At 72.7% G+C, this 24,405-nt stretch carries 23 protein-coding genes; 10 read left to right on the top strand and 13 right to left on the bottom strand.

Going from position 1 to position 24,405, the window contains the following annotated elements; all coding sequences use genetic code 11:
* Positions 1–210 precede the first annotated feature (210 nt).
* Both MOV08_RS15095 and MOV08_RS15090 read right to left on the bottom strand, forming a co-directional pair.
* A complete protein-coding gene (locus tag MOV08_RS15095) occupies positions 211–699 on the bottom strand; it encodes a GNAT family N-acetyltransferase (RefSeq protein ID WP_275307751.1) in 489 nt (162 codons plus the stop codon).
* Between the two features lie 64 nt (positions 700–763).
* Positions 764–1,024 carry a UBP-type zinc finger domain-containing protein gene (locus tag MOV08_RS15090; protein ID WP_039632886.1) on the bottom strand — a complete coding sequence of 87 codons (261 nt, stop codon included), beginning with the start codon at positions 1,022–1,024 and terminating at the stop codon, positions 764–766.
* A gap of 69 nt (positions 1,025–1,093) precedes the next feature.
* Here MOV08_RS15090 and MOV08_RS15085 point away from each other — a divergent pair, with 69 nt between their 5' ends.
* Positions 1,094–2,686: a Na+/H+ antiporter gene (locus MOV08_RS15085; RefSeq protein ID WP_420834293.1), complete on the top strand. Its 1,593-nt coding sequence runs from the start codon at positions 1,094–1,096 to the stop codon at positions 2,684–2,686.
* A gap of 52 nt (positions 2,687–2,738) precedes the next feature.
* Here MOV08_RS15085 and MOV08_RS15080 read toward each other — a convergent pair whose 3' ends face one another.
* Both MOV08_RS15080 and MOV08_RS15075 read right to left on the bottom strand, forming a co-directional pair.
* Entirely contained in the window at positions 2,739–3,644 is a 906-nt protein-coding gene (locus tag MOV08_RS15080) for a 1-aminocyclopropane-1-carboxylate deaminase/D-cysteine desulfhydrase (RefSeq protein WP_275307749.1), read from the bottom strand.
* A gap of 47 nt (positions 3,645–3,691) precedes the next feature.
* Positions 3,692–3,925, bottom strand: a complete 234-nt coding sequence (locus MOV08_RS15075; RefSeq protein WP_039632879.1) for a hypothetical protein — start codon at positions 3,923–3,925, stop codon at positions 3,692–3,694.
* A gap of 122 nt (positions 3,926–4,047) precedes the next feature.
* Between MOV08_RS15075 and MOV08_RS15070 the strand changes: the two genes are divergently transcribed.
* The 3 genes from MOV08_RS15070 (at position 4,048) to MOV08_RS15060 (ending at position 6,104) form a co-directional block, all read left to right on the top strand.
* Positions 4,048–4,830, top strand: coding sequence for a helix-turn-helix domain-containing protein (locus MOV08_RS15070; protein ID WP_275307748.1), 783 nt, complete (start codon positions 4,048–4,050; stop codon positions 4,828–4,830).
* 10 nt (positions 4,831–4,840) lie between these two features.
* Positions 4,841–5,758, top strand: coding sequence for a glutaminase (locus tag MOV08_RS15065; RefSeq protein ID WP_039632877.1), 918 nt, complete (start codon positions 4,841–4,843; stop codon positions 5,756–5,758).
* Positions 5,759–5,870: 112 nt separating this feature from the next.
* Positions 5,871–6,104, top strand: a complete 234-nt coding sequence (locus MOV08_RS15060) for a hypothetical protein (RefSeq protein WP_039632875.1) — start codon at positions 5,871–5,873, stop codon at positions 6,102–6,104.
* 40 nt (positions 6,105–6,144) lie between these two features.
* Here the strand turns inward: MOV08_RS15060 and MOV08_RS15055 are convergent, their stop codons facing one another.
* From MOV08_RS15055 to MOV08_RS15040, 4 genes are all read right to left on the bottom strand, one after another.
* The gene (locus MOV08_RS15055; RefSeq protein WP_039632873.1) at positions 6,145–6,552 is read right to left on the bottom strand and encodes a VOC family protein; all 408 of its coding nucleotides are present in this window, start codon (positions 6,550–6,552) and stop codon (positions 6,145–6,147) included.
* Positions 6,553–6,620: 68 nt separating this feature from the next.
* Entirely contained in the window at positions 6,621–7,559 is a 939-nt protein-coding gene (locus MOV08_RS15050) for a beta-ketoacyl-ACP synthase III (RefSeq protein ID WP_275307747.1), read from the bottom strand.
* 170 nt (positions 7,560–7,729) lie between these two features.
* Positions 7,730–10,006, bottom strand: a complete 2,277-nt coding sequence (locus MOV08_RS15045; RefSeq protein ID WP_275307746.1) for a heavy metal translocating P-type ATPase — start codon at positions 10,004–10,006, stop codon at positions 7,730–7,732.
* An 86-nt stretch (positions 10,007–10,092) separates the two neighbouring features.
* Positions 10,093–11,115, bottom strand: a complete 1,023-nt coding sequence (locus tag MOV08_RS15040) for a helix-turn-helix transcriptional regulator (protein ID WP_275307745.1) — start codon at positions 11,113–11,115, stop codon at positions 10,093–10,095.
* A gap of 152 nt (positions 11,116–11,267) precedes the next feature.
* On the opposite strand from MOV08_RS15040, the gene MOV08_RS15035 reads away from it, so the two are divergent.
* Both MOV08_RS15035 and corA read left to right on the top strand, forming a co-directional pair.
* Positions 11,268–12,803 (top strand): MFS transporter, encoded by a 1,536-nt coding sequence (locus MOV08_RS15035; RefSeq protein ID WP_275307744.1) that lies wholly within the window; start codon positions 11,268–11,270, stop codon positions 12,801–12,803.
* A gap of 140 nt (positions 12,804–12,943) precedes the next feature.
* Positions 12,944–14,029: a magnesium/cobalt transporter CorA gene (gene corA / locus MOV08_RS15030; protein WP_275311786.1), complete on the top strand. Its 1,086-nt coding sequence runs from the start codon at positions 12,944–12,946 to the stop codon at positions 14,027–14,029.
* Between the two features lie 40 nt (positions 14,030–14,069).
* Here corA and MOV08_RS15025 read toward each other — a convergent pair whose 3' ends face one another.
* Both MOV08_RS15025 and MOV08_RS15020 read right to left on the bottom strand, forming a co-directional pair.
* The gene (locus MOV08_RS15025; protein ID WP_039632862.1) at positions 14,070–15,347 is read right to left on the bottom strand and encodes a CynX/NimT family MFS transporter; all 1,278 of its coding nucleotides are present in this window, start codon (positions 15,345–15,347) and stop codon (positions 14,070–14,072) included.
* Positions 15,344–16,096 (bottom strand): FadR/GntR family transcriptional regulator, encoded by a 753-nt coding sequence (locus MOV08_RS15020; protein ID WP_275307743.1) that lies wholly within the window; start codon positions 16,094–16,096, stop codon positions 15,344–15,346. Before MOV08_RS15020 ends, MOV08_RS15025 begins: the two co-directional genes overlap by 4 nt.
* A 174-nt stretch (positions 16,097–16,270) precedes the next feature.
* Here MOV08_RS15020 and crcB (MOV08_RS15015) point away from each other — a divergent pair, with 174 nt between their 5' ends.
* Genes crcB (MOV08_RS15015) through crcB (MOV08_RS15005) form a run of 3 tightly spaced genes read left to right on the top strand, consistent with a single transcriptional unit; the run spans position 16,271 to position 17,477 of the window.
* On the top strand, positions 16,271–16,708 hold the full coding sequence (gene crcB, locus MOV08_RS15015) for a fluoride efflux transporter CrcB (RefSeq protein ID WP_275307742.1): 438 nt from the start codon (positions 16,271–16,273) through the stop codon (positions 16,706–16,708).
* Complete coding sequence (locus MOV08_RS15010) at positions 16,705–17,106, top strand: DUF190 domain-containing protein (protein WP_052286744.1); 402 nt, start codon at positions 16,705–16,707, stop codon at positions 17,104–17,106. Before crcB (MOV08_RS15015) ends, MOV08_RS15010 begins: the two co-directional genes overlap by 4 nt.
* Complete coding sequence (crcB, locus tag MOV08_RS15005; protein ID WP_039632856.1) at positions 17,103–17,477, top strand: fluoride efflux transporter CrcB; 375 nt, start codon at positions 17,103–17,105, stop codon at positions 17,475–17,477. The genes MOV08_RS15010 and crcB (MOV08_RS15005) overlap by 4 nt, the downstream gene beginning before the upstream one ends.
* Positions 17,478–17,707: 230 nt before the next feature.
* On the opposite strand, the gene snpA is transcribed toward crcB (MOV08_RS15005), so the two are convergent.
* Positions 17,708–18,358 carry a snapalysin gene (gene snpA / locus MOV08_RS15000; RefSeq protein ID WP_275307741.1) on the bottom strand — a complete coding sequence of 217 codons (651 nt, stop codon included), beginning with the start codon at positions 18,356–18,358 and terminating at the stop codon, positions 17,708–17,710.
* 243 nt (positions 18,359–18,601) lie between these two features.
* Between snpA and MOV08_RS14995 the strand changes: the two genes are divergently transcribed.
* The gene (locus MOV08_RS14995; protein ID WP_039632852.1) at positions 18,602–19,561 is read left to right on the top strand and encodes a LysR family transcriptional regulator; all 960 of its coding nucleotides are present in this window, start codon (positions 18,602–18,604) and stop codon (positions 19,559–19,561) included.
* Positions 19,562–20,339: 778 nt separating this feature from the next.
* Here MOV08_RS14995 and MOV08_RS14990 read toward each other — a convergent pair.
* Both MOV08_RS14990 and MOV08_RS14985 read right to left on the bottom strand, forming a co-directional pair.
* The gene (locus tag MOV08_RS14990; RefSeq protein WP_275307740.1) at positions 20,340–23,471 is read right to left on the bottom strand and encodes an NACHT domain-containing protein; all 3,132 of its coding nucleotides are present in this window, start codon (positions 23,469–23,471) and stop codon (positions 20,340–20,342) included.
* A 253-nt stretch (positions 23,472–23,724) separates the two neighbouring features.
* Entirely contained in the window at positions 23,725–24,258 is a 534-nt protein-coding gene (locus MOV08_RS14985; protein ID WP_275311785.1) for an NUDIX domain-containing protein, read from the bottom strand.
* Positions 24,259–24,405 lie beyond the last annotated feature (147 nt).

Raw genomic sequence — 24,405 nt, 5'->3', positions numbered from 1 at the left:
CGGCTCTCCCGCCAGGTGCTAAGGAGAACGATCCGGCGCGGCTCGTGGTTCGGCTGTGACGCTATCGCGATCCGCGGGCCGGTGTCGCCCAGAAGGAGCAGGGCAGCCGTCCGAAAGGCGACGGACGGCTCGCGGCGGAGCATCTGTTACAGAGTGTAAAACCTCGGGCACGGACGGTGGTAGGGGTCTGGGGCGCCAAATCGAGGCTGATTACGCTCCGTTGGCAGGTGCAGCACCCGACAGTGAGTACAGCGCATCTCCAGTGAGCCGGAAGACCGTCCATTCGTCCATGGGCTCGGCGCCGATGGATCGGTAAAAACCAATGGTCGGTTCGTTCCAGTCCAGGACCGACCACTCGAAACGTTCGTAGCCGCGGGTCACGCAGATCTGTGCGAGGGTCGCCAGCAATGCCTTGCCGTGACCGCCGCCGCGCGCCGCGGGGCGGACGTACAGGTCCTCCAGGTAGACACCGTGCGTGCCCGTCCACGTCGAGAAGTTCCGGAACCACAGGGCGAAGCCGACCGGCTCCCCGGCGTCCTCGGCGATCAGTGCGAAGGCGGCCGGCTGCGGACCGAACAGCGCCTCCTTCAGCTGCGGTTCGGTGGCCCGCGCGGCCTCGGGGACGCGCTCGTAGGCGGCCAGTTCGCCGATCATGGCGAGGATGACGGGGACGTCGTCGGGCAGCGCTTCGCGGATCATGCCGCAAGGCTAAACCGGGGCCCCGGAACGCCCCGAGGGGGTCCGCCGCACGCCCCGGCCGGGCTCAGACCAGCACCTCGTCGACGAAGCACCAGCGCCACGAGGCGCCCGGTTCGAACGACCGCATCACCGGGTGGCCGGTCTCCTTGAAGTGCCCGGTGGCGTGGCGGTACGGCGAGGAGTCGCAGCAGCCGACGTGCCCGCATTCCAGGCAGAGCCGCAGCTGTACCGGGTGGCTGCCGACGGCCAGGCACTCCAGGCAGGTCTCGCTCAGCGGCACCGGTTCGGCGCGCGGGAATTCGGGAACATGCGTGCACTCGCTCATGATGGCCAGGTTAGATCGCCGGGACGGCCGGCGGGGGATGAGCGTGGGGACGGTGCGGGCGTGGACGTGATGCCGCTGTTGCTGCTGGTCGCGGGCAGCGCGGGGGTCGCCGGGCTGGCGCGGCGCACCCCGGTGCCGGCGCCGCTGCTGCTGGTCGCCGTGGGGCTCGGGGCCTCGTACATCCCCGGCATCCCGGACTACACCCTCAACCCGCACATCGTGCTGCCGCTGCTGCTGCCCCCGCTGCTGCACACCGCCGCCCTGGACAGCTCCTACCTGGACCTGCGGGCCAATCTGCGGCCGGTGGCGCTGCTCTCCATCGGCTATGTGCTGTTCGCGACGCTGGCCGTCGGGTACGTGGCGTACCTGGTCGTCCCGGACCTGCCGCTGACCGCCGCGCTGGTCCTGGGCGCCGTCGTCGCCCCGCCGGACGCCGTCGCGGCCACCGCGATCGCCCGCAGACTGGGCCTGCCGCACCGGATCACGACGATCCTCCAGGGCGAGTCGCTGGTCAACGACGCCACCGCGATCACCGCGTACAAGGTCGCGCTGGGCGCCGCCGTGGGAGCCAGCGCCTCCTGGGGCGCCGGCCTCCGGGAGTTCGCCGTGGCGTCCCTGGGCGGCATCGGGATCGGCCTGGTGCTGATGGTGCCGCTGCACTGGCTGCGCTGCCGGCTGCGGGAATCGCCGCTCCTGGAGAACACCCTCTCCCTGCTCATCCCGTTCACCGCGTACGCCGCGGCCGAACAGGTCGGGGCCTCCGGGGTGCTGGCCGTCGTGGTCGTCGGCCTCTACCTGGGCCACCGCTCCTGGCAGGTCGACTTCGAGACCCGGCTCCAGGAGGAGGCGGTCTGGAAGATGGTCTCCTTCGTGCTGGAGTCCGCGGTCTTCGCGCTGATCGGACTCCAACTGCCGGTCGTGCTGCGCGGCCTGGGGGAGTTCGGCACGGCCCAGGCCCTCGGGTACGCGGCGGTCGTGTTCGGCGCCGTGGTGCTGGCGCGCTATCTGTGGGTCTTCCCCGCGACGTACCTGCCGCGGCTGCTGTCGGCCCGGATCCGGAACCGCGAACCGGACACCACCTGGACCGCGCCGGTCATCGTCGGCTGGGCCGGGATGCGCGGGGTGGTCTCGCTGGCCATCGCCTTCTCCATCCCCGCGACGGTCCTGGGCGGCGGCCCCTTCCCGGCCCGCAACCTCGTGCTGTTCCTGACCTTCACCACCGTCATCGGCACGCTGGTCGTCCAGGGACTGACGCTGCCGCCGCTGATCCGGGCGCTGCGGCTGCCCGGCCGGGACGCCCAGGCCGAGACGCTGGCCGAGGCGCAGGCCCAGAACGAGGCGTCGCGGGCCGCCGAGGACCGGCTCGACGCCCTGCTCCAGGACGAGCGGAACGCCCTGCCGGGGCCGCTGGCCGACCGGCTGCGCACGGTCATGGAACGCCGCCGCAACGCGGTCTGGGAGCGGCTGGGCGCCGTCAACGAGCTGACCGGGGAGTCCGCCGACGACACCTACCGGCGACTGGCCCGGGAGATGATCGAGACCGAGCGGCGGGTCTTCGTCGAGCTGCGGGACGCCCGGCGCATCGACGACGAGATGATGCGGACGCTGCTGCGGCGGCTGGACCTGGAGGAGGCGGCGGCCTACCGGGAGGCCGAGGGCTGAGGCCGCGGGCTGGGGCCTGTCGGCGCGTCGGCCAGGCCCCGTCGGGTGGGCCTCAGGCGGTGCCGGTGACGACGGCGGCGACGGTGCTGCCGGGCGGGAAGGCGCCCCGCTCGGCGAGCGTGGCCAGGGCGAGCAGCAGCTTGGCGACGTAGACCCGCTCGACGGGCAGGCCGTGCCGCTCCTCGAAGGCGTCGGCGAACGCGTCGAGTTCGGGGGTGCGGCGGGCGTAGCCGCCGCAGTGGAAGTCCTCCGCCAGCGTCCAGTCGCCGCGGACGTCGCCGAAGGCCGCGCGCTGGAGGTCGGCGACCGTCCCGTGGAGGAAGTGCGGGCTGCCGCCCTTGAGGACCGGTATGCCCAGCGCGCGCTGGCCGGGGCCGAGGCCGGCGGCGAGCCCGGCCAGGGTGCCGCCGGTGCCGCAGGCCACCGCGACCGTGTCGGCCTGCCCGCGCAGCTCCCGGCCCAACTCCGTGCAGCCCTGTGCGGCGAGGGCGTTGCTGCCGCCCTCGGGTATGAGGCGGAAGGCGCCGAACCGCTCGTGGAGGGCGGCGAGCACCTCCGGGTCGGACGCGCGGCGGTAGGTGGCGCGGTCGACGAAGTGCAGTTCCATCCCGTCGGCGGTGCAGCGCGCCAGGGACCAGTTGAGCGGGGCGCCGGCGAGCTCGTCGCCGCGGACCACGCCGATGGTCGTGAAGCCGAGCAGCCGGCCCGCGGCGGCCGTGGCGCGCAGGTGGTTGGAGTACGCACCGCCGAAGGTGAGCAGCGCACGGTCGCCGGCCTCGGCCGCGGCCCGGAGGTTGGGGGCCAGCTTGCGCCACTTGTTGCCCGGCAGGGCGGGGTGGATGAGGTCGTCGCGCTTGAGCACCAGCCGGACGCCGTGGCGGGTGAACCGCTCGTCGTGGACGGGCTGGAGGGGGGACGGGAGGCGGGGGCGGAGGGCCTGGGGATCGGGGCTGGTCACGGGAGCGGGGAGGGGGAGGGGGACGGGGGTGCGGTGGTGGTGTGGCGTCAGCCGTGCAGGAAGCCGTCGCCGTGGGCGCTGATGTGGGCTTCGAGGGCGGTGAGGGCGCTCTGGGTGGCATCGGGGGTGCCACTGCCGCGGCGCTCCGCGTAATAGGCCGCGCCGAGCTTCCTCAGGAGGTCGTTGCCCGCGCGCTGCTGCTGCAACTCGTCGACCTTCTGCTTGCCCTGGGCCAGCCCCTGCTTGGCCTGCTCCTTGGCGCGGTCGAGAAACCCTGACATTGCTGCCTCCCTGGCGTACGGGCCGGTGTGACCCGGTCGGTGTCGGTTTCGTAAGGGATCAACGGCGGGGACGGCCGTACGGTTCCCGTGCCAGGCTGGGGGATGTGGGCGAGGAGCGCGACATGGGTGAGCCGGTTGGTGCAGCGGGGGCGGACTCCGGCCGGACCACCCGGGGGACTTACCGGGAGCGGACGTCCCGGCTGCCGGGGGCGGTGCTGTGGAGCACCACCACGCTGCCCGGGGCGGGGCCGGTGCTGCCCGACGGGTGCACGGACCTGATCTGGAGCGCGGGGCGGCTGCTGGTGGCCGGGCCGGACACCGGGCCGCAGCGCGTGGCCGCCGCGGTGCCGGACGGGACGCGCTGGGTGGGGCTGCGGTTCGCGCCGGGGCAGGGGCCGGCCGTCTTCGGGGTGCCGGCCCATGAACTGCGCGACCGACGGGTGCCGTTGGAGGATCTGTGGGGCGCCCGGCGGGCCCGCGAACTGGCGGAGCGGGCGGCGGCCGACGGCCCGGGGGCGGTGCTGGAGGAGGCCGCGCGGGACCGGCTGCGGGCGGCCGGGCGGTGGGCCGCCGGGGCCGGTGCGCGCGGTGAGCTGCCCGGACGGGACGGGCGGACCGCGGTGCTGGTGGCCGCGCTCGGGAGCGGCCGGCCGGTGGCGGAGGCCGCCCGGCTGGCCGGGCTGGGCGAACGGCGGCTGCACCGGCACAGCCTGGCGGTGTTCGGGTACGGACCGAAGACGCTGAGCCGGGTGCTGCGGCTGGTGCGGGCGCTGGACCTGGCCCGCGCCGGCGTCCCGTACGCCGAGGTCGCGGCGCGCGCCGGATACGCGGACCAGGCCCATTTGGCGCGCGAGGTGAAGTCACTTGCGGGGGCTCCGATGGGAGCGGTCCTCGGCGCGGGTTAGCGTGTCCCGTATGGACTACCAGGCCGTTCTTGAAGAGGTAGCGGCCTATGCGAGGCCGTTCGTGGGGCGCGGGCACGTCGCCGACTACATTCCGGCGTTGGCGGAGGTGTCCCCGGACCGCTTCGGGATCGCGGTGGCGGACATCAACGGCGAGGTGTACGGGACCGGTGACTGGCAGGTCCCGTTCTCCGTGCAGTCGATCTCCAAGGCGTTCTCGCTGGCGCTGGTGATGGCCGGTTCCCATGGGGACGACGACATCTGGCAGCGGGTCGGGCGGGAGCCCTCGGGGACGCCGTTCAACTCCCTGGTGCAGCTGGAGTGGGAGAACGGGATTCCGAGGAATCCTTTCATCAACGCGGGCGCGCTGGTGGTGACGGACCGCCTGCTGACCATGACCGGTGACGCCAGCACCTCGATGCTGGAGTTCCTCCAGGCCGAGAGCGGCAATGCGGAGCTGGCGTTCGACCAGGCGGTGGCCGGTTCCGAGGCCGACCACGGGGACCGCAACGCGGCCCTGGCGCACTTCATGGCGTCGTTCGGGAATCTGGAGAACCCCGTGCCGAGCGTCATCGAGCACTACTTCTGGCAGTGCTCGATCGAGATGTCCTGCCGGGACCTGGCGGTGGCCGGCGGGTTCCTGGCCCGGCACGGGCTGCGGGCCGACGGGAGCCGGCTGCTGGAGGCGCGCGAGGCCAAGCGCATCAACGCGGTGATGCTGACCTGCGGCACGTACGACGCCGCCGGGGAGTTCGCCTACCGGGTGGGCCTGCCGGCGAAGAGCGGGGTGGGCGGCGGCATCGTGGCCGTGGTGCCGGGGCGGTGCACGCTGTGCGTGTGGAGCCCGGGGCTGGACGCGCGGGGAAACTCCGTGGCCGGGATGGCGGCGCTCGACCAGTTCACCACGCTCACCGGCTGGTCGGTCTTCTAGGGCGGGCCCCAGGACAGGCCCCAGGGCGGGCCGATGGCCGCCCGGCCGGGTGGGCTGGCGTTGTGGGGTCGGGAGCGGCGGCGCATGGTGGGCGGTAGGAGGTGCACCTGCCATGGAGCATGAGATGCGCGCGGAGTATGCGGAGGGCGTGCTGCCGCACGAGGACACACCGGTCAAGAAGTGGCACATGACCAGGGTGGGCGCGACCATCGCGATGTGCGGCCAGCCGCTGGCCCCGGCTGCCATGACCCAATCGGCCGGCAAGTGGGGGACGGCCGAGGCGCAGCCGTTCTGCCGCACCTGCGGCGTGATGTACCTGGAGGAGCATCCACAGGACACCGAATGACCGGGACGGCCGGCCGGGCCCCGACCGGCCGGGCCCGGCCCTAGGGCAGCGGGGCGAAGAGGTCCACCCCGTGGCCGTCCGGGTCCTGGACGACGGCGTAGCGCTGGCCCCAGTCGGCGTCCCAGGGGGCCTTCCCGCCCCGGTAGCCGGCGGCGGTGAGGTCCCTGTACACGGCGTCGACGTGGGCGGCGTCCGCGCAGGCGAAGGCCAGGCCGGTGGGGGCGCCGGCCGGGAGCGGCGTCCAGCCGGGGTCGAGGGAGCGGGCGGTCTCGTGGGTGTCCCACATCAGGCGGAGGCCGCCGGGGAGCGGTGCCTCGGCGTGCGGGGCGGTGTCGCCGCCGTCGGGGACGGTGAGGCCGAGCCGGCGGTAGAACGCCAGGGAGGCGGCCATGTCGGCCACCACCAGGCCGATCGCGTCGAGGCGGGGTACTACGGGTGGGGTGTTCATGGCCGCGAGCGTAGGAGCGGCGGCGGGGCGCCGTCTTGAAGGAATCGGACGCCGCCGGGCCGGGGCCGTCAGGGGATGCGGACGACCTGCCCGGCGTAGGAGAGGTTGCCGCCGAAGGCGAAGAGCAGCACCGGGGCGCCGGCCGGGACCTCTCGGCGCTCGACCAGCTTGGCCAGGGCGAGCGGGACCGAGGCGGCCGAGGTGTTGCCGGAGTCGACGACGTCCCGGGCGACGACGGCGTTGACCGCGCCGATGCGCTCCGCGACCGGCTCGATGATCCGCAGGTTGGCCTGGTGGAGGACGACGCCGGCCAGCTCCTCGGGGTGCAGGCCGGCCCGGTCGCAGACCTTGCGGGCGATGGCCGGGAGCTGGGTGGTGGCCCAGCGGTAGACGGTCTGGCCCTCCTGGGAGAAGCGGGCCGGGGTGCCCTCGATGCGGACGGCGTTGCCCATCTCCGGGACCGACCCCCACAGCACCGGGCTGATGCCCGGCTCGGGGGAGGCGGTGACCACCGCGGCCGCGGCGCCGTCGCCGACCAGGACGCAGGTGGAGCGGTCGGTCCAGTCCACCACGTCGGTGAACTTCTCCGCGCCGATGACCAGGGCGTTCGTCGCCGAGCCGGCCCGGATCGCGTGGTCGGCGGTGGCCAGCGCGTGGGTGAAGCCGGCACAGACGACGTTGATGTCCATCGTGGCCGGGGCGGCCAGGCCCAGGCTGGCCGCGACCCGGGCCGCGGTGTTGGGGCTGCGGTCGGTGGCGGTGCAGGTGGCGACCAGCACCAGGTCGATGTCCGTGGTGGCCAGGCCGGCGGCGGCCAGGGCCTTCTCGGCGGCCGCGGCGGCCATCGCGTCCACCGTCTCCTCCGGCGCCGCGACGTGCCGGGTGCGGATGCCGACGCGGCTGCGGATCCAGGCGTCGTCGGTGTCGACCATTCCGGCGAGCTCGTCGTTGGTCAGCACACGGGAGGGCTGGTAGTGGCCGAGGGCCAGGATGCGCGACCCGATCATGAGGTCCCCTGCGGTACGTGGAGCGGGCGGTACCCGCACAGTCTCGCCGCTCGTCGGCGCCGGAAGGATGTGCGAACCGCCAACGTTCGGCGCCGAGAACTGGAGGCTTCCGACGCGTCCCGGCCCCGGCGGCGCGGTGCGCGGCCGGGGCCGGGACGGGCCGCGGGGGCTCAGGCCAGGGCGCGGAACCGCCGCAGGCGCAGGCTGTTGCCGACCACGAAGACCGAGGAGAAGGCCATCGCGGCGCCGGCGATCATGGGGTTGAGCAGGCCCGCCGCGGCCAGTGGCAGCGCGGCGACGTTGTAGCCGAACGCCCAGAAGAGGTTGGCGCGGATGGTGCCGAGGGTGGCCCGGGCGAGCCGGATGGCGTCCGCCGCGGCGCGCAGGTCGCCGCGGACGAGGGTGAGGTCGCCGGCCTCGATGGCGGCGTCGGTGCCGGTGCCCATCGCCAGACCGAGGTCGGCGCGGGCCAGCGCCGCGGCGTCGTTGACGCCGTCGCCGACCATGGCGACCGAGCGGCCCTCGGCCTGGAGGCGCTCGACGACGGCCACCTTGTCCTCGGGCAGGACCTCGGCGATCACCTCGTCGATGCCGACCTCCGCGGCGACCGACTCGGCGACCGCCCGGTTGTCGCCGGTCAGCAGGACCGGGGTCAGGCCCAGCGCGCGCAGCCGGCGGACCGCCTCGGCGCTGGTGGGCTTGACCGCGTCGGAGACCACCAGCACGGCGCGGGCCGCGCCGTCCCAGCCGACCACGACCGCGGTGTGCCCGGCCCGCTCGGCGGCGTCCTTGGCGGCGGCCAGCGCGGGCGGCAGCTGCTGGCCGCGGTCGTTGAGCAGCCGTTCCCGGCCGACCAGGACCGAGTGTCCCTCGACGGAGCCGCGGACGCCGAGGCCGGGGACGTTGGTGAAGCCCTCGGGTGCCGGCAGGGTGCCGGTCGGCTCGGCCTCCTGGGCGGCGGTGGCCAGGGCGCGGGCGATGGGGTGCTCGGAGGAGTGCTCCAGGGCGCCGGCCAGCCGCAGCGCCTGCGCGCGGGTCACCCCGTCGGCGAGGTGGACGCCGGTCAGGGTCATCACGCCGGTGGTGACGGTGCCGGTCTTGTCCAGGACGACGGTGTCGACGGCGCGGGTGGTCTCCAGCACCTCCGGCCCCTTGAGCAGGATGCCGAGCTGGGCGCCGCGGCCGGTGCCGACCATCAGCGCGGTCGGCGTCGCCAGGCCCAGCGCGCACGGGCAGGCGATGATCAGCACCGCGACCGCGGCGGTGAACGCGGCGACCGCGCCGTGGCCGGTGCCGAGCCAGAAGCCGAGGGTGGCCAGGGCCAGCGCGATGACGATCGGGACGAAGACGGCGGAGATCCGGTCGGCGAGCCGCTGGGCCGCCGCCTTGCCGTTCTGGGCGTCCTCCACCAGCCTGGCCATCCTGGCGAGCTGGGTGTCCGCGCCGATCCGGGTGGCCTCGACGACCAGCCGGCCGCCCGCGTTGACGGTGGCGCCGGTGACGGTGTCGCCGGGGGCGACCTCCACGGGGACGGACTCGCCGGTGAGCATCGAGGCGTCCACGGCGGAGGAGCCCTCCACCACCCGGCCGTCGGTGGCGATCTTCTCGCCGGGCCGGACCACGAACCGGTCGCCCACCCGCAGCTCGCCGACGGGGATCCGGACCTCCTTGCCGGCGCGGAGCACCGCGACGTCCTTGGCGCCCAGTTCCAGCAGGGCCCGCAGGGCCGCGCCGGCCTTCCGCTTGGCGCGGGCCTCGAAGTACCGGCCGGCCAGGATGAAGGTGGTGACGCCGGCCGCGGCCTCCAGGTAGATGGCGCCGCTGCCGTCGGTGCGGGCGATGGTCAGCTCGAAGGGGTGGGTCATACCGGGCATCCCGGCCGTACCGAAGAACAGCGCCCACAGCGACCAGCCGAAGGCGGCGAGGGTGCCCATCGAGATCAGGGTGTCCATGGTGGCCGCCCCGTGCCGCAGGTTGGTCCAGGCGGCCCGGTGGAACGGCCACGCCCCGTAGGCCACCACGGGGGCGGCCAGGGTCAGCGACAGCCACTGCCAGTTGGTGAACTGGAGCGCCGGGACCATCGCCATCAGGATCACCGGCACGGAGAGCGCCAGGGAGACGAGCAGCCGCTGCCGCAGCGCGGCGAGCGGGCCGTCGGCCGCCTCCGCGGCCGGGCCGCGCTCGGCGCCGTCGGCGGGCGGTTCCGGGGCGGGCGGCGCGGGGACCGCGGCGGTGTAGCCGGTCTTCTCCACGGTGGCGATCAGGTCGGCGGTGCCCACGCCGCTGCCCTCCGCGAGCGTCACCTGTGCCTTCTCGGTGGCGTAGTTGACGGTGGCGGTGACCCCGTCCATGCGGTTGAGCTTCTTCTCGATGCGGGCCGCGCACGAGGCGCAGGTCATACCGCCGATCTCCAGCTCGACTACGGGCCCATCGATCGCGGTGGTCATGACGGCTGCTCCTCCTGTTCGCGGGGCCGTGCGGCAACCGGTGGCGGCCGACGTCCCGTCCACCTTCCGCCGACCCCACCGACACTTTACCCCCCTGGGGTATTCTCGGAAGAGGGTGCCGGCGTGGCGTCCGTCTCGGTGGCGCCGCCCGCCCGCATCATCCGGCCACCCATCTCCCGCACATATCCGGCCAGCTCGGCCGGCTCGTGCACGGTGAACTCCCGGCCCAGCAGCGCCAGCCGCATCGCCAGCCACTCCAGCGAGTCGGGTGCGCTGTGCCAGCGGCAGCTGCCCTCGTCGAGCGGCTCGACCCGGCCCGCCGCCGGGCCGCCGAGCCGGGCCGCCACCTCCTCGGCCGGCCCGTGGACCGTCGCCACCGCCCGATAGGTCGCCGTCATCCCCGCCATGCCGCGCATCCGCTCCCGGACGTACGCCCCGGCGTCGGCGGCCGGCAGTTCGCGCGGCGCGGTCCGCGCACCGGTGGCGAACGGTTCGCTCAGCCGGTCCACCCGGAAGATCCGCCAGTCGTCGCGGTCGTTGTCGAACGCCACCAGGTACCAGCGGCGGCCCGCCGCCACCAGCCGGTGCGGCTCCACCAGGCGCCGGCTGAGGTCGCCCGCGCCGGCGCGGTAGCGGAAGCGCACCCGCTCGTGGTTGGCGATCGCGGCGGCCAGCACCGCCAGGTGCTCCGGGTCGACGGTGGGGCCGTCGCCGGTCGGCATCGGGACGGTCGCCGTGCCCAGCGTGGCCACCCGCCGCCGCAGCCGGGCCGGCAGCACCTGCTCCAGTTTGGCCAGCGCCCGGACCGACGCCTCCTCGATGCCCGCGATGGTGTGCCCCGCCGTCGAGCGCAGGCCCACCGCGATGGCCACCGCCTCCTCGTCGTCCAGCAGCAGCGGCGGCATGGCGGTGCCCGCGGCCAGCCGGTAGCCGCCCTCGGCGCCCATCGTGGCGTGCACCGGATAGCCCAGCTCGCGCAGCCGCTCGATGTCGCGGCGGATGGTCCGGGTGGTCACCCGCAGCCGGTCGGCGAGCTCCCGCCCCGGCCATTCCCGGGGCGTCTGGAGCAGCGACAGCAGGTTCAGCAGACGTGCCGATGTCTCACTCATGGGGACGATGATGGCCGAGCAAGTAGGACGGGAGCTGTCCTAGACGGCGCCTAGTGTCGAGGACGTCCGGGGCGGTGCGCGCCGTCAGCGCAGCGCGTGCCGCCCCGGACGTCTCCCTTCCGTTCGTCCGCCGCACCACCAGGAGTTCCCGCATGACCCCGTCCGACCCGACCCCCGCCGCACCGGTGGGCGACGCGCCCGCGTCCGCCGACCGCAGACGGTGGATAGCCCTCGCCGTCGTGCTGACCGCGAGCTTCATGGACTTGGTCGACGCGACGATCGTCAACATCGCCCTGCCCAACATCCAGCAGGACACAGGAGCCGGCTTCGGCGCCCTGCAATGGATCACCGCCGGATACGCGCTGGCCTTCGCCATCGGCCTGATCACCGGCGGCCGGCTCGGCGACATCCACGGCCGCAAGAAGCTCTTCCTGCTCGGCATGGGCGGCTTCACCGTCGCCTCGGCACTGTGCGGCCTGGCCGCGGACCCGGCGATGCTGGTCGCCGCGCGGGTGCTCCAGGGCGCGATGGCGGCGTTGATGGTGCCGCAGGTGCTGGCGATCATCCACGTCAGCTTCCCGGCCCACGAGCGCGGCAAGGTCTTCGGGATGTTCGGCGCGGTGGTCGGCCTGGGCGCGGTCTGCGGTCCGCTGATCGGCGCCCTGCTCACCCAGGGGAACTTCTTCGGCCTGGAGTGGCGGCCGATCTTCCTGATCAACCTCCCGGTCGGCCTGGTCGGGATCCTGCTCGGCCGCCGCTTCCTCACCGAGTCCCGGTCGGACACCGCGCTCCGCCTCGACCTGGTCGGCACCGCGCTGCTCACCGTCGGCCTGCTGCTGGTGCTCTACCCGCTCACCCACGGCCGCGAGGCCGGCTGGCCCGTCTGGGGCTTCGTCGCCATGGCGGCCGGGCCGCTGGTCCTCGCCGGCTTCGTCCGCTACGAGCGGCACAAGGCCCGCAAGGACGGCTCGCCGCTGGTCGAGCTCTCGCTGTTCCGGATCAAGACCTTCGCGGCGGGCGCCGGCGTCCAGCTCCTCTTCGGCGCGGTCAGTGGACTGTTCTTCCTCATTTGGACGCTCTACATGCAGCTCGGGCTGGGCTGGGGACCGCTGCACGCCGGGCTGACCGGTCTGCCGTTCTCGCTGGCCTGCTCCGCCGCGGCCGGCCTGTCGGTGCAGAAGCTGGTGCCCCGGTTCGGCCGCGCGGTGCTCCAGGCCGGTGCGCTGATCATGCTCGTCGGCGCCCTGCTCTACCTCTGGCAGGCCGACCACTACGGCACCGCCATGCAGTCCTGGCAGATGGCCCCGGCGATGGTCCTGATGGGCGCCGGCATGGGGCTGATCGTCGCGCCGATCACCGACGCGGTGCTCTCCGAGGTGCCGGTCCGGCACTCCGGCTCGGCCTCCGGCATCTTCAACACCACCGGCCAGGTGGGCATGGCGCTGGGCCTGGCGCTGTCGTCGGTGGCGTTCTTCGGCGCGGTGGACGGGCCGGGGCGCGCGGGCTTCGTGGCCGCCACCACGCACGCCCTGTGGTGGATCGCCGGCGGGCTGGTGCTCGTCCTCGGCCTGCTGTTCCGGCTGCCCCGGCGGGCCCGGGCCGGCGGCCCGGCCCAGGAGGAGCCGGGGGCGCCCGCCGAGGCGGCGCCCGACCCGGTCGCGGTCGACCAGCCGGCGCTGGTCCCCTGACGGACGCGCGGGGCGCACGCCCGGGGGCGTGCGGGCAAACGGACGGCACGGCGCGGCCCACGACAGGGTGCGGAGTCCGCAAAATCGAGCACCGGCCGTACCACCCGCGCGCCCCCACGGGCGATACTTGCCGGGTGTCGATGATCAGCAACCTCCGCAAGGCCGCCCGGCTGCCGCAGCCGCGCCAGGGCGGGGTGGACCTCAGCCACCCGGCCCGCTCACCGCTCGGTACGGCCGTGGTGAACTGCGCGGTCTATGTGGCGGGCGCGCGCCAGGACGGCCACCAGCCGGCGCAGGAGGCGATCCGGCAGGTCCGGGAGACCGGCGACGGCTTTGTGTGGATCGGTCTGCACGAGCCGTCCGAGGTGGAGTTCGCCGGCATCGTCGAGCTGTTCGGGCTGCACCCGCTCGCCGTCGAGGACGCCGTCCACGCCCACCAGCGCCCCAAGCTGGAGCACTACGACGACTCGCTGTTCACCGTCTTCAAGACCGTCCGCTACGTCGAACACGACCAGCTCACCGACACCAGCGAGGTCGTCGACACCGGCGAGATCATGGTCTTCACCGGCGTCGACTTCGTGATCACGGTGCGGCACGGCGGCCACGGTTCGCTGGGCCCGCTGCGCGAGCAGCTGGAGCGCGACCCGGAGCAGCTCGCGCTCGGCCCGTCCGCGGTGCTGCACGCCATCGCCGACCTCGTCGTGGACGACTACCTCGACGTCGCCGCCGCCGTCCAGGACGACATCGACGACGTCGAGAGCGAGGTCTTCTCGGTCCGCGGCAGCCGCGGCGCCGACCGGATCTACCAGCTCAAGCGCGAACTGCTGGAGTTCAAGCGGGCGGTGACCCCGCTGGACCGCCCCCTCCAGGAGCTGGCGACCCGCTCGCTGCAGTTCATCGACCCCCGGACCAAGACCTACTTCCGGGACGTCGCGGACCACCTCGACCAGGTCCGCGAGCGGATCACCGGCTTCGACGAACTGCTCAACTCGATACTCCAGGCACATCTCGCCCAGGTCGCCAACGCCCAGAACGACGCGATGCGCCGGATGTCCGCCTGGGCGGCGATCCTGGCCGTCCCCACCATGGTCACCGGCGTCTACGGCATGAACTTCGAGTACATGCCGGAGAAGAGCTGGACCTTCGGCTATCCGCTGGTGATGGTCGTGATGGTGGCGATCTGTGGGCTGATGCACCGCGGATTCAAGCGGAACGGCTGGCTGTAACGCCGTTACGGGGCCGGGCGCGGGGCGCCGTGACGGGCGCTCACCGCCCCCCGACGTGCCCCGGCCGGGCGGCCCCGAACCCCGCCACCACCTGCGGCACCAACAGCACCAGCAGCACCGCCAGCGGCACCGCCCAGGTGCCCGAGGCGTCGTGGACGGCGCCCAGCACCGCCGGGCCGGTGGCGGCCAGGACGTATCCGAAGCACTGGGCCATGCTGGAGAGTTGGGCGGTGCGCCGGGCGTCCGGGGCGCGCTGGACGATGAACAGCAGCGCCAGGCTGATCGCCGCACCCTGGCCCAGGCCCAGCAGCGTCATCCACAGGTACGCGCCGCCGACCGGCGCCGCCCAGACCCCGGCGAAGCCCGCCGCGCACAGCACCGCGCCCAGCGCGGCCAGCGTCCCCGCCCGCAGCCGGCGGCCGACGATCACCGGCGCCAGGAACGAGCCCGCGATCCCCGACAGCGAGGAGAACGACAGCATCCAGCCGGCGTCGCCCGCGCTCATCCCGGCGTCCTTGAGGATCGTCGGCAGCCAGGCGGCGGCCGCGTAGTAGCTCAGCGACTGGAGCCCCATGTAGGCGGTGACCTGCCAGGCCAGCGGGGAGCGCCACAGACCGCGGACGGGGTGGGCGGCCTGCCGGGCGGCGGCCTCCGTCGCCGCGGCGCGGGAGCGGACCTGCGGCAGCCAGACAACCAGCGCGAGCACTGCCAGCGCGCCCCAACAGGCCAGCGTGGCCTGCCAGGAGAGCCCGGCGGCCTGCTGCACCGGGACGGTGACGCCGGCGGCCAGCGCCGCGCCGCCGAACAGCGACATCGAGTAGAGCCCGGTCATCAGGCCCGCCTTCGCCGGGAAGTCCCGCTTGATCAGGCCGGGCAGCAGGACGTTGGCGACGGCGATGCCGGCGCCGATCACGACGGTCCCGGCGAACAGCGCCACCACCGAGTCCAGCAGCCGCAGCCCGGTGCCCAGGCAGATCAGCACCATGGTGCCGAGCAGCGACCGCTCCGTGCCGAAGCGCCGGCCCAGCCGCGGCGCCACCGGCGCCAGCAGCCCGAAGCAGAGCAGCGGCAGCGCGGTCAGCAGGCTGGTGGCGGCCGCCGACATCCCGCTGTCGGCGCGGATGGTGTCGGCCAGCGGGGAGACCGCGACCAGCGCCGGGCGCAGGTTCAGCGCCAACAGGACGACGCCGGCGGCGAGGTGGAGGGCGCGCCGGCCGGTGGCGCCGGCGGGCGCGGGGGCGTCCCCGGCCGGGGCCGTCGTCCCGCCGGCCGGCTGCGGCCGGGCCTCCGATATGGCCGATGCCGGTCCTTGGCTCATGACCGGGGTTCCTCCTCTGTCGCGTCGTTGCTGTTCGTGCCGTCCGCCGGTCGCGCCGGCGGCTCGCGCAGGGCGTCGGCGGCCTCCGCGAGGTGCGCCAGCGCGGCCCGCTCGGCGGCGTCCGGGTCGCGGGCCTCGATGGCGTCGACGATCGCGGCGTGCGCGTCGAACTGGTGGCGGACCGCGTCGGGCAGCAGCGGGGTGTCTACCACGGCCGCCAGCGCCTCCCGCAGGGCGTCGCTGAACTGCTCGTACAGCTCGGCCAGCAGGCTGTTGTGCGCGGCCGCCGCGACCGCCCGGTGGAAGCGCACGTCCGCCTCCACGAACCGGGGCACGTTGCCGGCCTCCCAGGCCCGGCCGCGCACCGCCAGCGCTTCCCGCAGCGCGGCCAGGTCCTCGTCCGTGCGGCGCTCGGCCGCATACCGCGCGGCGTCCCGCTCCAGGCAGGAACGGACCTCGTACGCCTCCAAGTTGGCGGCCCGGCGCAGTCGGCGCTGGACGGCCGCACCGAAACCGCTGCGGGCGCGGACGTAGGTCCCGTCGCCCTGCCGCGGCTCCAGCATCCCGGTGTGCACCAGGGCCCGGACCGCCTCGCGGACGGTGTTCCGGCCGACGTCCAACTGCTCCACGAGCACCGGCTCGGCCGGGATCTTCGCGCCGACCGGCCACTCGCCGTCGGCGATCAGCCGCTCCATCTGCTCGATGACCAGCTCGACGAGGCTGGTGCGGGCGGTGCTGCGCAGCGGCATCGGCGTCGTCCTCTCGTCCGCGTTCCGCGGGTCCGCTCACGGCGGATACCCGTCGACAGGGCATCCGATTCCACCGGTGATGGGAACATCCCATGTTTAGCCGTGTCAAATGATCAGGCTTAACCTGGGGGCGGCGGTGACCCGCCGGACACAGACAGGGAGGCCCACGGACCCATGGACGAGCGAGCCCGCCGGCCATTGCCCTGGCAGGGCGAGTGGCCGGTGATCGGCGTGGTGGCCGTCGGCGGTGCCCTCGGCGCCACGGCCCGCTACGCCGCCGGCCTGCTCTGGCCGACCTCCGACGCCGCCTTCCCCTGGACCACGCTCGTGGTCAACGTGGTCGGCTGCGCACTGATGGGCATCCTGATGGTGCTGATCACCGAGGTGTGGACGGCCCACCGGCTGCTCCGCCCGTTCCTGGGCACCGGCATCCTCGGCGGCTTCACCACCTTCTCCACCTACGCGGTGGACGTCGAGCGCCTGGTGGCCGCCGGGCGGCTGCCGCTCGCCCTGGCCTACCTCGCCGGCACCCTGCTCGCCGCGCTGTCGGCGGTGGCGCTGGCCGGCACCGCCACCCGGGCGCTCCTCGGACTGCGGCGGCGACCGGCATGACAGACCACGCGGCGCCCGGTCCGGCGCCTTCGGTCGGGAGCCCGGCGCTGCGGCTGACCGTCGTCGTCGGCGAGCAGGACGCCTGGCACCACCGGCCGCTCTACGCGGAGATCGTGCACCGCGCCCGCGCCGCGGGCCTCGCCGGGGCGAGCGCCTTCCGCGGCGTCGAGGGCTTCGGGGCGACCTCGCTCATCCACACCCAGCGGCTGCTGTCGCTCAGCGAAGAACTGCCGGTGGCGGTGGTCGTGGTGGACACCGAGGAGCGGGTGCGGGCGTTCCTGCCGCAGCTGACCGAACTCCTGGCGGGCGGGGGCCTGGTGACCCTCGACCCGTGCGAGATGATCGCGTTCCGGGGCCGGGCGGACGGGACCGCCGGCGGGGAGGGCACACGCGGGTGAACTGGCTGCTGGTGGTGGCCGGTGCCATGGTCGGGGCACCGCTGCGCTTCCTCACCGACCGCTTCGTCCAGGCCCGGCACGACACCGTCTTCCCCTGGGGGACGTGGACCGTCAACGCCGTCGGCAGCCTGATCCTCGGCCTGCTGACCGGCGCGGTCGCCACCGGCGCCGCCGGGCCGCACGCCCAACTGCTGCTCGGCACCGGCCTGTGCGGGGCGCTGACGACCTATTCGACGTTCTCCTACGAGACCCTGCGGCTGGTCACCGACGGGGCGCGCCGGTACGCCGCGCTCAACATCGTGCTGAGCCTGGCGGCCGGACTGACCGCCGCCGGCGCCGGGATGGCCCTCGCCCACGCCCTGTGGTCCTGACCCCGGGGGCCGGTCCGCCCAACTGCCCGCACACACGGAAGCGGTGGGGCCCGACGAGGAGCCCCACCGCGTGGGTGGACGTACGGAACGCGAGGGCTGGTGGGGGGTACGGAGCCGGCCGCCAGGTACCGGCCCCGTCAGCCCGGGCCCGCCGTCCTCCCGACCGCCGTCAGCCCGGCCGGGGGACGGCGGACCGACCGCCGTGCCGCGTCCGGGGACGGCCGGGTGGGTCAGCCGCCGAAGCGGATCCCGGCCAGGCCGTTCGCCCAGAGCTGGTCGACCTGGGCGCGCTCGTTGGCGTCCGGCTGGGTGTTCTGGCAGGACGGGCCGGGCCCGCCACCGGACATCAGCTCGCTGCACGGACCCTCGTAGTGGTCCGGCAGGCCCAGCACGTGGCCGGTCTCGTGCGCCACGATGCGGGTGCGGTTGTACTGCTGGGCCTGGCTGTAGTCGATGAAGACGAAGCCCTTGCCGTGGCCGTCGGTGCTGGCGTACGAACCGCGCGGGTCGTTGCCCTCCTTGTACTGGAAGTCGCCGCCGCTGCCCGATTGCAGCTTGACGTTCTGCACCGCGCTGTTCCAGATCGAGGCGCTCTGGGATATCTCGTTCGCGAAGGTCGGAGCGGCGCTCGCGTCGTAGGTGACGGTGACCGACTCCAGGTGCGGGTTGGCCTTCAGCTTGGCCTGGGCCGACTTCATGACGGCCTGGAAGAACGCCTTGGTGTCCGCCTTCTCGGCCGCCGAGCCGGTGTAGGCGGCGATCGAGGCGGGGGTGCTGTGGTGGGAGGCGGGGGAAGTCGCCGACACCGGGGCGGCCGCGGCGAACGCGGCGGCGAGGCCCAGACCGAGCGCAGCCGACAGCGCCGTCTTGGGAGATCTCATGTGGGGGGCTCCTTAATTTCCGAGTGGCCGTACGGCCGCCGTGTGGGGCGGCGGCCGGGGCCCTGCGGATTTCTTGGTGCCGTTGAGTGTGGACGGAGTTCACCCGTGGGGCGGAGATGCCAGGTGGCGATAGCGCGAGTCAATACCCTTGATGGCCATGGACCAACGTGCTGGTGAAGCCCCGGAGTTCGGAGCGCCCTGAGAGTCTGGTGTGAGCCGTGCCTGCGCGTTTATGCTCCGGGCGTGGAGCTTGAGGTAAGGCATCTTCGCGCCCTGTGCGCCATCGCCGACACCGGCAGCGTGCGCAAGGCGGCCCGACAGCTGGGGATGACGCAGCCTTCCTTGACGACCCAGCTCCACCGCATCGAGAAGGCCCTCGGCGGCCAGCTCTTCTTCCGGGAGCCGACCGGTAGCCGGCCCACCCCGCTCGGGCATTCCGTGCTCTGTCGCGCCCGGCCGATAGTGGCCGAGATGCGCGCGCTTGTCGAGGACATCGCCTCGGTCTCGGTCAGGGAGGAAGGCACCCGGCTGCGGATCGGCAGCACCAACAGCCCGGCCGTCGCGGGCTGGTTGCGCCGGCTGCGCGCCCGACTGCCGGAGACCGACACCACGATACGTACCGATGTGTCCGCCAACGCCCTGCTGCACATGGTGGCGATGGGACAGCTCGACGCGGCCTTCGTGCACGAGGTCGAGGGCGCCCCGCTGCGCGTCCCCGACGGCCTGGTGGAGCGCGAACTCCTCGCCAGGGAACCGCAGTTCATCGCCCTCGCGGAGAGCCACCCGGCGGCCGGGCGGACCGTCGTCCGGGTCGCCGACCTGGCCACCGACCAGTGGATGGTCGATCCGACGGTGGACGGCGAGTGGGCCGGACTGCGCCGGATCTGGTCGGCGGCCGGCATCAACCCCCGGGTGGTGCACGGCGATTACCTCACCGCCGTGGACCTCGTCATCGCCGGCGAGGTGGTCACCCCCTGCCAGCCCACCGCCCGCTCACGCCCCGGCATGGCCATCCGCCCGCTGCACTGCGACCCGCTGGCGGTCCGGCTCTTCATGGCCTGCCGCGCGGACGGCCCGCCGGCCGCCTCCGCCGACGAGCTGTTCGCCGACCTGACCGCCGCGTACACCGAGATCGCCTGGGCCAGCGAGGCGTACCACGACTGGCTGGTCCGGCACGGCGGCGTGCTGGCGCCCGGTCACTAGGGCGTCAGGGGCTTATAGGGCAGGGCTATCACCCACCCGTGACCGGCGGATCCGCCCCGCCCGCGAAGGTCGCGTCCTGGCGCACACGACCGCAACCGACCGCACATCACCGCAAACGACCGCACCCGGCCCGCCAGGGCCGCCGGGTTGCGGCGGCTCGCGGACCGGGTGCGGTCAGGGGACCAGGCGGTCGGGAGGACCGCCGGCCGAAGGGGATGAGCCGGGCTCAGCCCTTCTTCGTCTCCAAGTAATCGGCCAGGTCGGTGACCTGCAGCGATGACTGCTGTAGGTCGCTGACCTGGCCTTTCGCTGATTACTGGCGACGGGGTGCGACGGTCTCGATCGGGTGTCTTGCGGACTGTGTGCGGACTGCTCCGGTGCTGTGCCGTTGTCCGGGCCCTCGCTGGCTTCCAGCTGTCCCGGTTGAGGTTGTGCAGTCTGTTGTTCGTCCCAGGGCCTGTTGTCGCGCGATCTATCGCCGCATGAGCGAGGGGCCTGGCACCGCTGCTGTTCGCCAGGCCCCTCGCATGTCAACAGGCGCTCACCATGACAGCGACGTTGCCTGGCTGGTTGGCGCTCTCAGGACCGAGCTGTCCGCGGCAACCAGGCACCGCACGGACACGCCCTGCTCGGCCAGCTTCACCTCGCCCTCCGGGTCCAGCGCACCCGGGCCAGCCGTTACACACCCATCAGGATCGGGAACTCTGATGCCGGAGGTCAGGGGCGATCGGCGGAGTGATCACGGCACGGTGTCAGGCAGCCTGCCTTTGGACCGGGTTCATATCCGGTACAGCACAGTGATGTTGTCAGCACTGGCCGCCAGTTCGGTGCCGGCGTCGTTAAGCGCGAGATTGGCAATGGCCCAAGGTGTTCTCATCGCTCGCATCAGATGACAGTGGTTGTCGTAGATCAGGATGGTGTCTTGGACCACGGTAGCGAGTCGCGTGCCCGTGGCGTTGATCGCTCCGATGCCGCCTTCGTAACCCGGCCCGACAGGTGCAGGCACGGAGCAGCTGGATGCGCCCGGTGCCTTCTGTGTGCCGGCAATCACCCAATCTCTTGCGTCGGAACGATGGTAGAAGACGCGCTTGCCGTCAGCGCTCAGTACCGAGCGTGCTGGATGGGCGGCACGCAGGGTCACCGTGGTCGATTTCCCGGTCAGCGTGTCGCGTAGCTCGCTTCGTTGCTCCTTGCCGACGATCTTGCGTGGAATGAGTAGGTATCGGCCTCCCGGGCTTACGGCAACGGGCACGTAGCGGCCGTCCAGAGTCAGGGCATCGGAGGGGAGGCGGGATGGGAAGTGCGGGGGTAGGCGGGCTGGGCGGCTTGGTGCGCCGTCCCACGGGAAGAGCAGCGCGTTGCGGCCGCTGGTGGGGAAGGGGGGAACTACAAGTAGGCCGTCCTTCTGCGCTGTCACAGCGGGAGGACGATGGTCCGGCATGAAGCGTGGAGGCACTTGCGCTGAGCCCGCTGTCTCCTCTTCGCCTGTACGGGTGTTCCAGCTTTGGAGCGTGCCTTTGTGGTCCATGGTGACGAGGTGCTGCGTGTCCGGTGCGAAGGCGATGTCCTGGACGTCGTGTTTGGTCGTCACAACAACCTCTGAAGGGTCGTCCGGCAGTGCGTAGCGGACCGTGAGAGCACACGCGAGCAGCGTTGCGGTGGAGGCCCCGACCGTCCGGATGCGGCGGCGCGCGATGCTTTGCGGAGTGTGGGGGGCTCGGTCCTGTGCCAATGAGCGACCGGCGAGCCGTTCTTGCAGACGGATGTGGCGGAACTGGTAGGCGCCGGCGGACTGGCGCAGCAGCTGACGGTCTCGAACGTCGGCAAGGAACCGCATGAGCCTCCAGGGGAGTTTGCCGCGTGCGGCGAGAAACAGCCGCAGGAGGAGGAACCGGGGCCAGGCCCGGGTCAGCACGACGAGCAGGGCAATACTCGCTGCGTACATCGAGAAAAACAGGGCGCTGGCCGGCAGGTCGTGGACGGGGCGGCCGAACGGCGAGGGATAGGCGTCGTCCACGGTGGGGAGCTGTTCGAATGCGCCGGTGGGAAGACCAAAGGGCGTGTGGGTGATGTAGAGGACCCCCATAGAGGCTGCGGCCCTCGTCAAGATCGGCAAAGGGGTCACAGCGAGACCGAAGGTAGCTCCTGCGGCCAGCGCTCCGGTCACGGAGGATGCGCGGTCTTGTCGCAGGAGGCCCAAGGGGCTGGCGCCGGTTGCCCGCTCAGGCGGGGCATCGAGCCATGCGTGGACCGCCACAGTCAGGCTGACCGCGAACCCAACCCCCACAACGGACGCCAGGGACAGGATGTAGCCGAGACGTTCGACGCTGGTCCAGCCTTCTTCGGAGAAGGTGACCTGTCCGGCCATCGTGACGACGACAGGGCCAGCGAGGATCGTGCTCAGCTTCATCCCGGTGGTGAAGCCGCTGCGTATCCGCCCGATTGACCCGCGCCGGGTGAACGACAGCCTGCCCGGCGGCCGGTGCGGTGCCGCGTACCACGTGATGGTGGCCAGAACTCCGCAGCCGACGCACAGCAGAACCCCATCTGCGCCGAAGAGTTTTTTGCCTTGCGCCACGGCGACAATGGCGGCAAGGGCCATGACGGTCAGGGCCACCACGATGCCCACGACGAGCCCGGCCGACCGTGGCAGCAGACGGTAGTTCATCACCCACCAGCGCAGGTCGCGTTCCCGCTGCCGGTGCAGGTAGGTGGCCAGGAAAGTCAGGTACCGCTCTGCGCGCTCGGCTTTGCGTAGCCAGGCGCCATCAGCCCGCTGCCCGCGGCTCCCCGGCGGTGGTGCGTAGGCGGCGGTGACGAGATGGTCGACCAGATGATCCTCCACCGCGTGTGCCGATTCGAACGCCAGCAGTTCGGCGGGGTCGCGGCCGGTGTTGCTGTAGACGGTGCGCGCCAGGGTCAGTGCCAGTGGGGTGGACAGTGCCGTGGCCAGCGGACCATTGGGATCCGTGCGTAGGCGCTCGTAGACCGGCTCCCAGGTCACGCCCTCGGGCCAGCTCACCGCACTCAGGTAGGCCATGCCGTCCGCCACGGAGACCGGGGCCACCTCCACGACCGGGGCCCGGCGCAGCACCGGGGAACCGCCCTTGATGACGTCCTGGTACTCCGCCGAGCGGCAGGTCAGCACCACGCCACGTTCCTCGCCGAACGCTTCATTGATCGCCCGCACCGCACTGCGCCGGGACGCCTCGGGCATCTCGTCCAAACCGTCGAGCACGGCCAGCAGGCGCCGGTGCGCCAGCAGCCGCCGCGGAACATCCTCCCGCCCGCCGTAATACGCCTGGGCCAGCTCGGCCACCATCCAGTCGTTGAGCGACACACTCACCGGATCCCAGCCGGACACCTGTAACAGCACCGGCACCGGCGCGCCGGAGGCGCGCTCGGCGAGCAGGCCGAGGGTGAGCATGGCGGCCAGCACCGTCTTGCCTGCCCCGGGCTCCCCGAGGATCACCAACCGGCCGCTGTCGAGGCGCCGATAGCCTTCCGCCAGGCGTGTGGCGGCGGCATCGAACCCGCCCTCCAGACGGCCGTCCAACGACAACCGCAGCACGCGACCGCCCACTGAGCCGACCAGACTGGCCGGGGGTGCGGCCACCGGACGGTTCGTCGCCGCCCAGGACAGCGGGATCACCTGGGGGCCCCGCAGACTTCGGGCGGTGATTTCCTCCTGCCACTGCTCGCGCACCGTGACAGCCAAGTCGTCCGCGAGCTGCGCGGTGTCCGTCGGCGGTACCAGCGTCGGAAACAGATCGGCCAGGGATACCGCCAGCGCGGCAAGGGATACGAACAGACCTGCCCAGGCAACGAGCTGGTCTTCCCCGAAGTCCTTTCCGGAGCGCAGCACCACCCAGCCCAGGACAAGTGTCACCAGTGTCAGCAGGCCGAACACCCCAAGGCGTACCCACCGCCGCCGCACATACCGCGGAAGTCGACTCATCCCAGCAGAGTGCCCAAAATCCTCCGACCCTGACCGCGGAACACCAAGAATCGGCCGATGCCCGCGCACCACTCAGGAGCGAAATCCGTTGAAATAGAGTTCAGTTCGACCGTCTCACCTGTGGACACACTGCACACCGTCGGCCCCGGCAGCCGCAAGGTCACTGACACTGGCCCTAGAGTCACCCCGACCCGTCGGACCCTACCTAGCGCCAGCCGTCGCGGGAGACCTCCGGGCCTCCCGCGAGATATCGGTGGAGAGCGCTTGAGGCGGTGTCGACAAAGTTCTCGGGGATGGCGTCGGCATCGGCCCAACGGACCTGGGCGTGTTTGCGTGGTTCGCGGTTTTCGGTGTCGCCGGTCCCTTCGTGGGCGGCGAAGACGACGGTGAGGAAGCCGTTGGGGGCTTCGACGCCCCAGGCTCCGTGGATGATGTGGGCGACCTTCAGCGCTTCGGGCTTCACGGATAGGCCGGTCTCCTCGGACAGCTTGCGGACCGCCGTTTCGGTGATGGGCTCGCGGGGTTCGCTCTTGCCGACCGGCAGATCCCACGTGCCTTGCGTGAACTTGGCGTTCTGGCTGCGTTGGAGGAGGACGACGCGGTTGGTGGCCTTGTCGTGGACGATGACGGCGGCGACCAGCAGGGTCATGGATTCGAGGGCGGGCTTGACGGCTTTGGGCTGGTCGTCGGTGGTCGGCCGAGCCACAGTGCATCCCTTCGTCGGCCGGTTGGTCGGCAGCTTGGGCCAGCGCCTCTCGTGCGCGGCGGGCGAGTATGGCGGCGCCCTGTACTACCCGCCGCGGGTAAGGCAGACGGCAAGAGTTGACCTGAGCGAGGTGATCGCCTTGCGCGTACGGTCCGAGGTCAAGGTTGTCTTGACTGCCAG

The sequence above is a fragment of the Streptomyces yunnanensis genome, assembly GCF_029011865.1.
Classification (GTDB): Bacteria; Actinomycetota; Actinomycetes; order Streptomycetales; family Streptomycetaceae; genus Streptomyces; species Streptomyces yunnanensis.
Note: the sequence above shows the minus strand (reverse complement) of the source record. Positions and strands in the feature narration are given on the sequence as shown.

Coding starts and splice junctions, on each gene's coding strand:
- MOV08_RS15095 (WP_275307751.1), bottom strand. CDS start 699: ATGATCCGCGAAGCGCTGCCCGACGACGTCCCCGTCATCCTCGCCATG.
- MOV08_RS15090 (WP_039632886.1), bottom strand. CDS start 1,024: ATGAGCGAGTGCACGCATGTTCCCGAATTCCCGCGCGCCGAACCGGTG.
- MOV08_RS15085 (WP_420834293.1), top strand. CDS start 1,094: ATGCCGCTGTTGCTGCTGGTCGCGGGCAGCGCGGGGGTCGCCGGGCTG.
- MOV08_RS15075 (WP_039632879.1), bottom strand. CDS start 3,925: ATGTCAGGGTTTCTCGACCGCGCCAAGGAGCAGGCCAAGCAGGGGCTG.
- MOV08_RS15070 (WP_275307748.1), top strand. CDS start 4,048: ATGGGTGAGCCGGTTGGTGCAGCGGGGGCGGACTCCGGCCGGACCACC.
- MOV08_RS15065 (WP_039632877.1), top strand. CDS start 4,841: ATGGACTACCAGGCCGTTCTTGAAGAGGTAGCGGCCTATGCGAGGCCG.
- MOV08_RS15060 (WP_039632875.1), top strand. CDS start 5,871: ATGGAGCATGAGATGCGCGCGGAGTATGCGGAGGGCGTGCTGCCGCAC.
- MOV08_RS15055 (WP_039632873.1), bottom strand. CDS start 6,552: ATGAACACCCCACCCGTAGTACCCCGCCTCGACGCGATCGGCCTGGTG.
- MOV08_RS15050 (WP_275307747.1), bottom strand. CDS start 7,559: ATGATCGGGTCGCGCATCCTGGCCCTCGGCCACTACCAGCCCTCCCGT.
- MOV08_RS15045 (WP_275307746.1), bottom strand. CDS start 10,006: ATGACCACCGCGATCGATGGGCCCGTAGTCGAGCTGGAGATCGGCGGT.
- MOV08_RS15040 (WP_275307745.1), bottom strand. CDS start 11,115: ATGAGTGAGACATCGGCACGTCTGCTGAACCTGCTGTCGCTGCTCCAG.
- MOV08_RS15035 (WP_275307744.1), top strand. CDS start 11,268: ATGACCCCGTCCGACCCGACCCCCGCCGCACCGGTGGGCGACGCGCCC.
- corA (WP_275311786.1), top strand. CDS start 12,944: ATGATCAGCAACCTCCGCAAGGCCGCCCGGCTGCCGCAGCCGCGCCAG.
- MOV08_RS15025 (WP_039632862.1), bottom strand. CDS start 15,347: ATGAGCCAAGGACCGGCATCGGCCATATCGGAGGCCCGGCCGCAGCCG.
- MOV08_RS15020 (WP_275307743.1), bottom strand. CDS start 16,096: ATGCCGCTGCGCAGCACCGCCCGCACCAGCCTCGTCGAGCTGGTCATC.
- crcB (WP_275307742.1), top strand. CDS start 16,271: ATGGACGAGCGAGCCCGCCGGCCATTGCCCTGGCAGGGCGAGTGGCCG.
- MOV08_RS15010 (WP_052286744.1), top strand. CDS start 16,705: ATGACAGACCACGCGGCGCCCGGTCCGGCGCCTTCGGTCGGGAGCCCG.
- snpA (WP_275307741.1), bottom strand. CDS start 18,358: ATGAGATCTCCCAAGACGGCGCTGTCGGCTGCGCTCGGTCTGGGCCTC.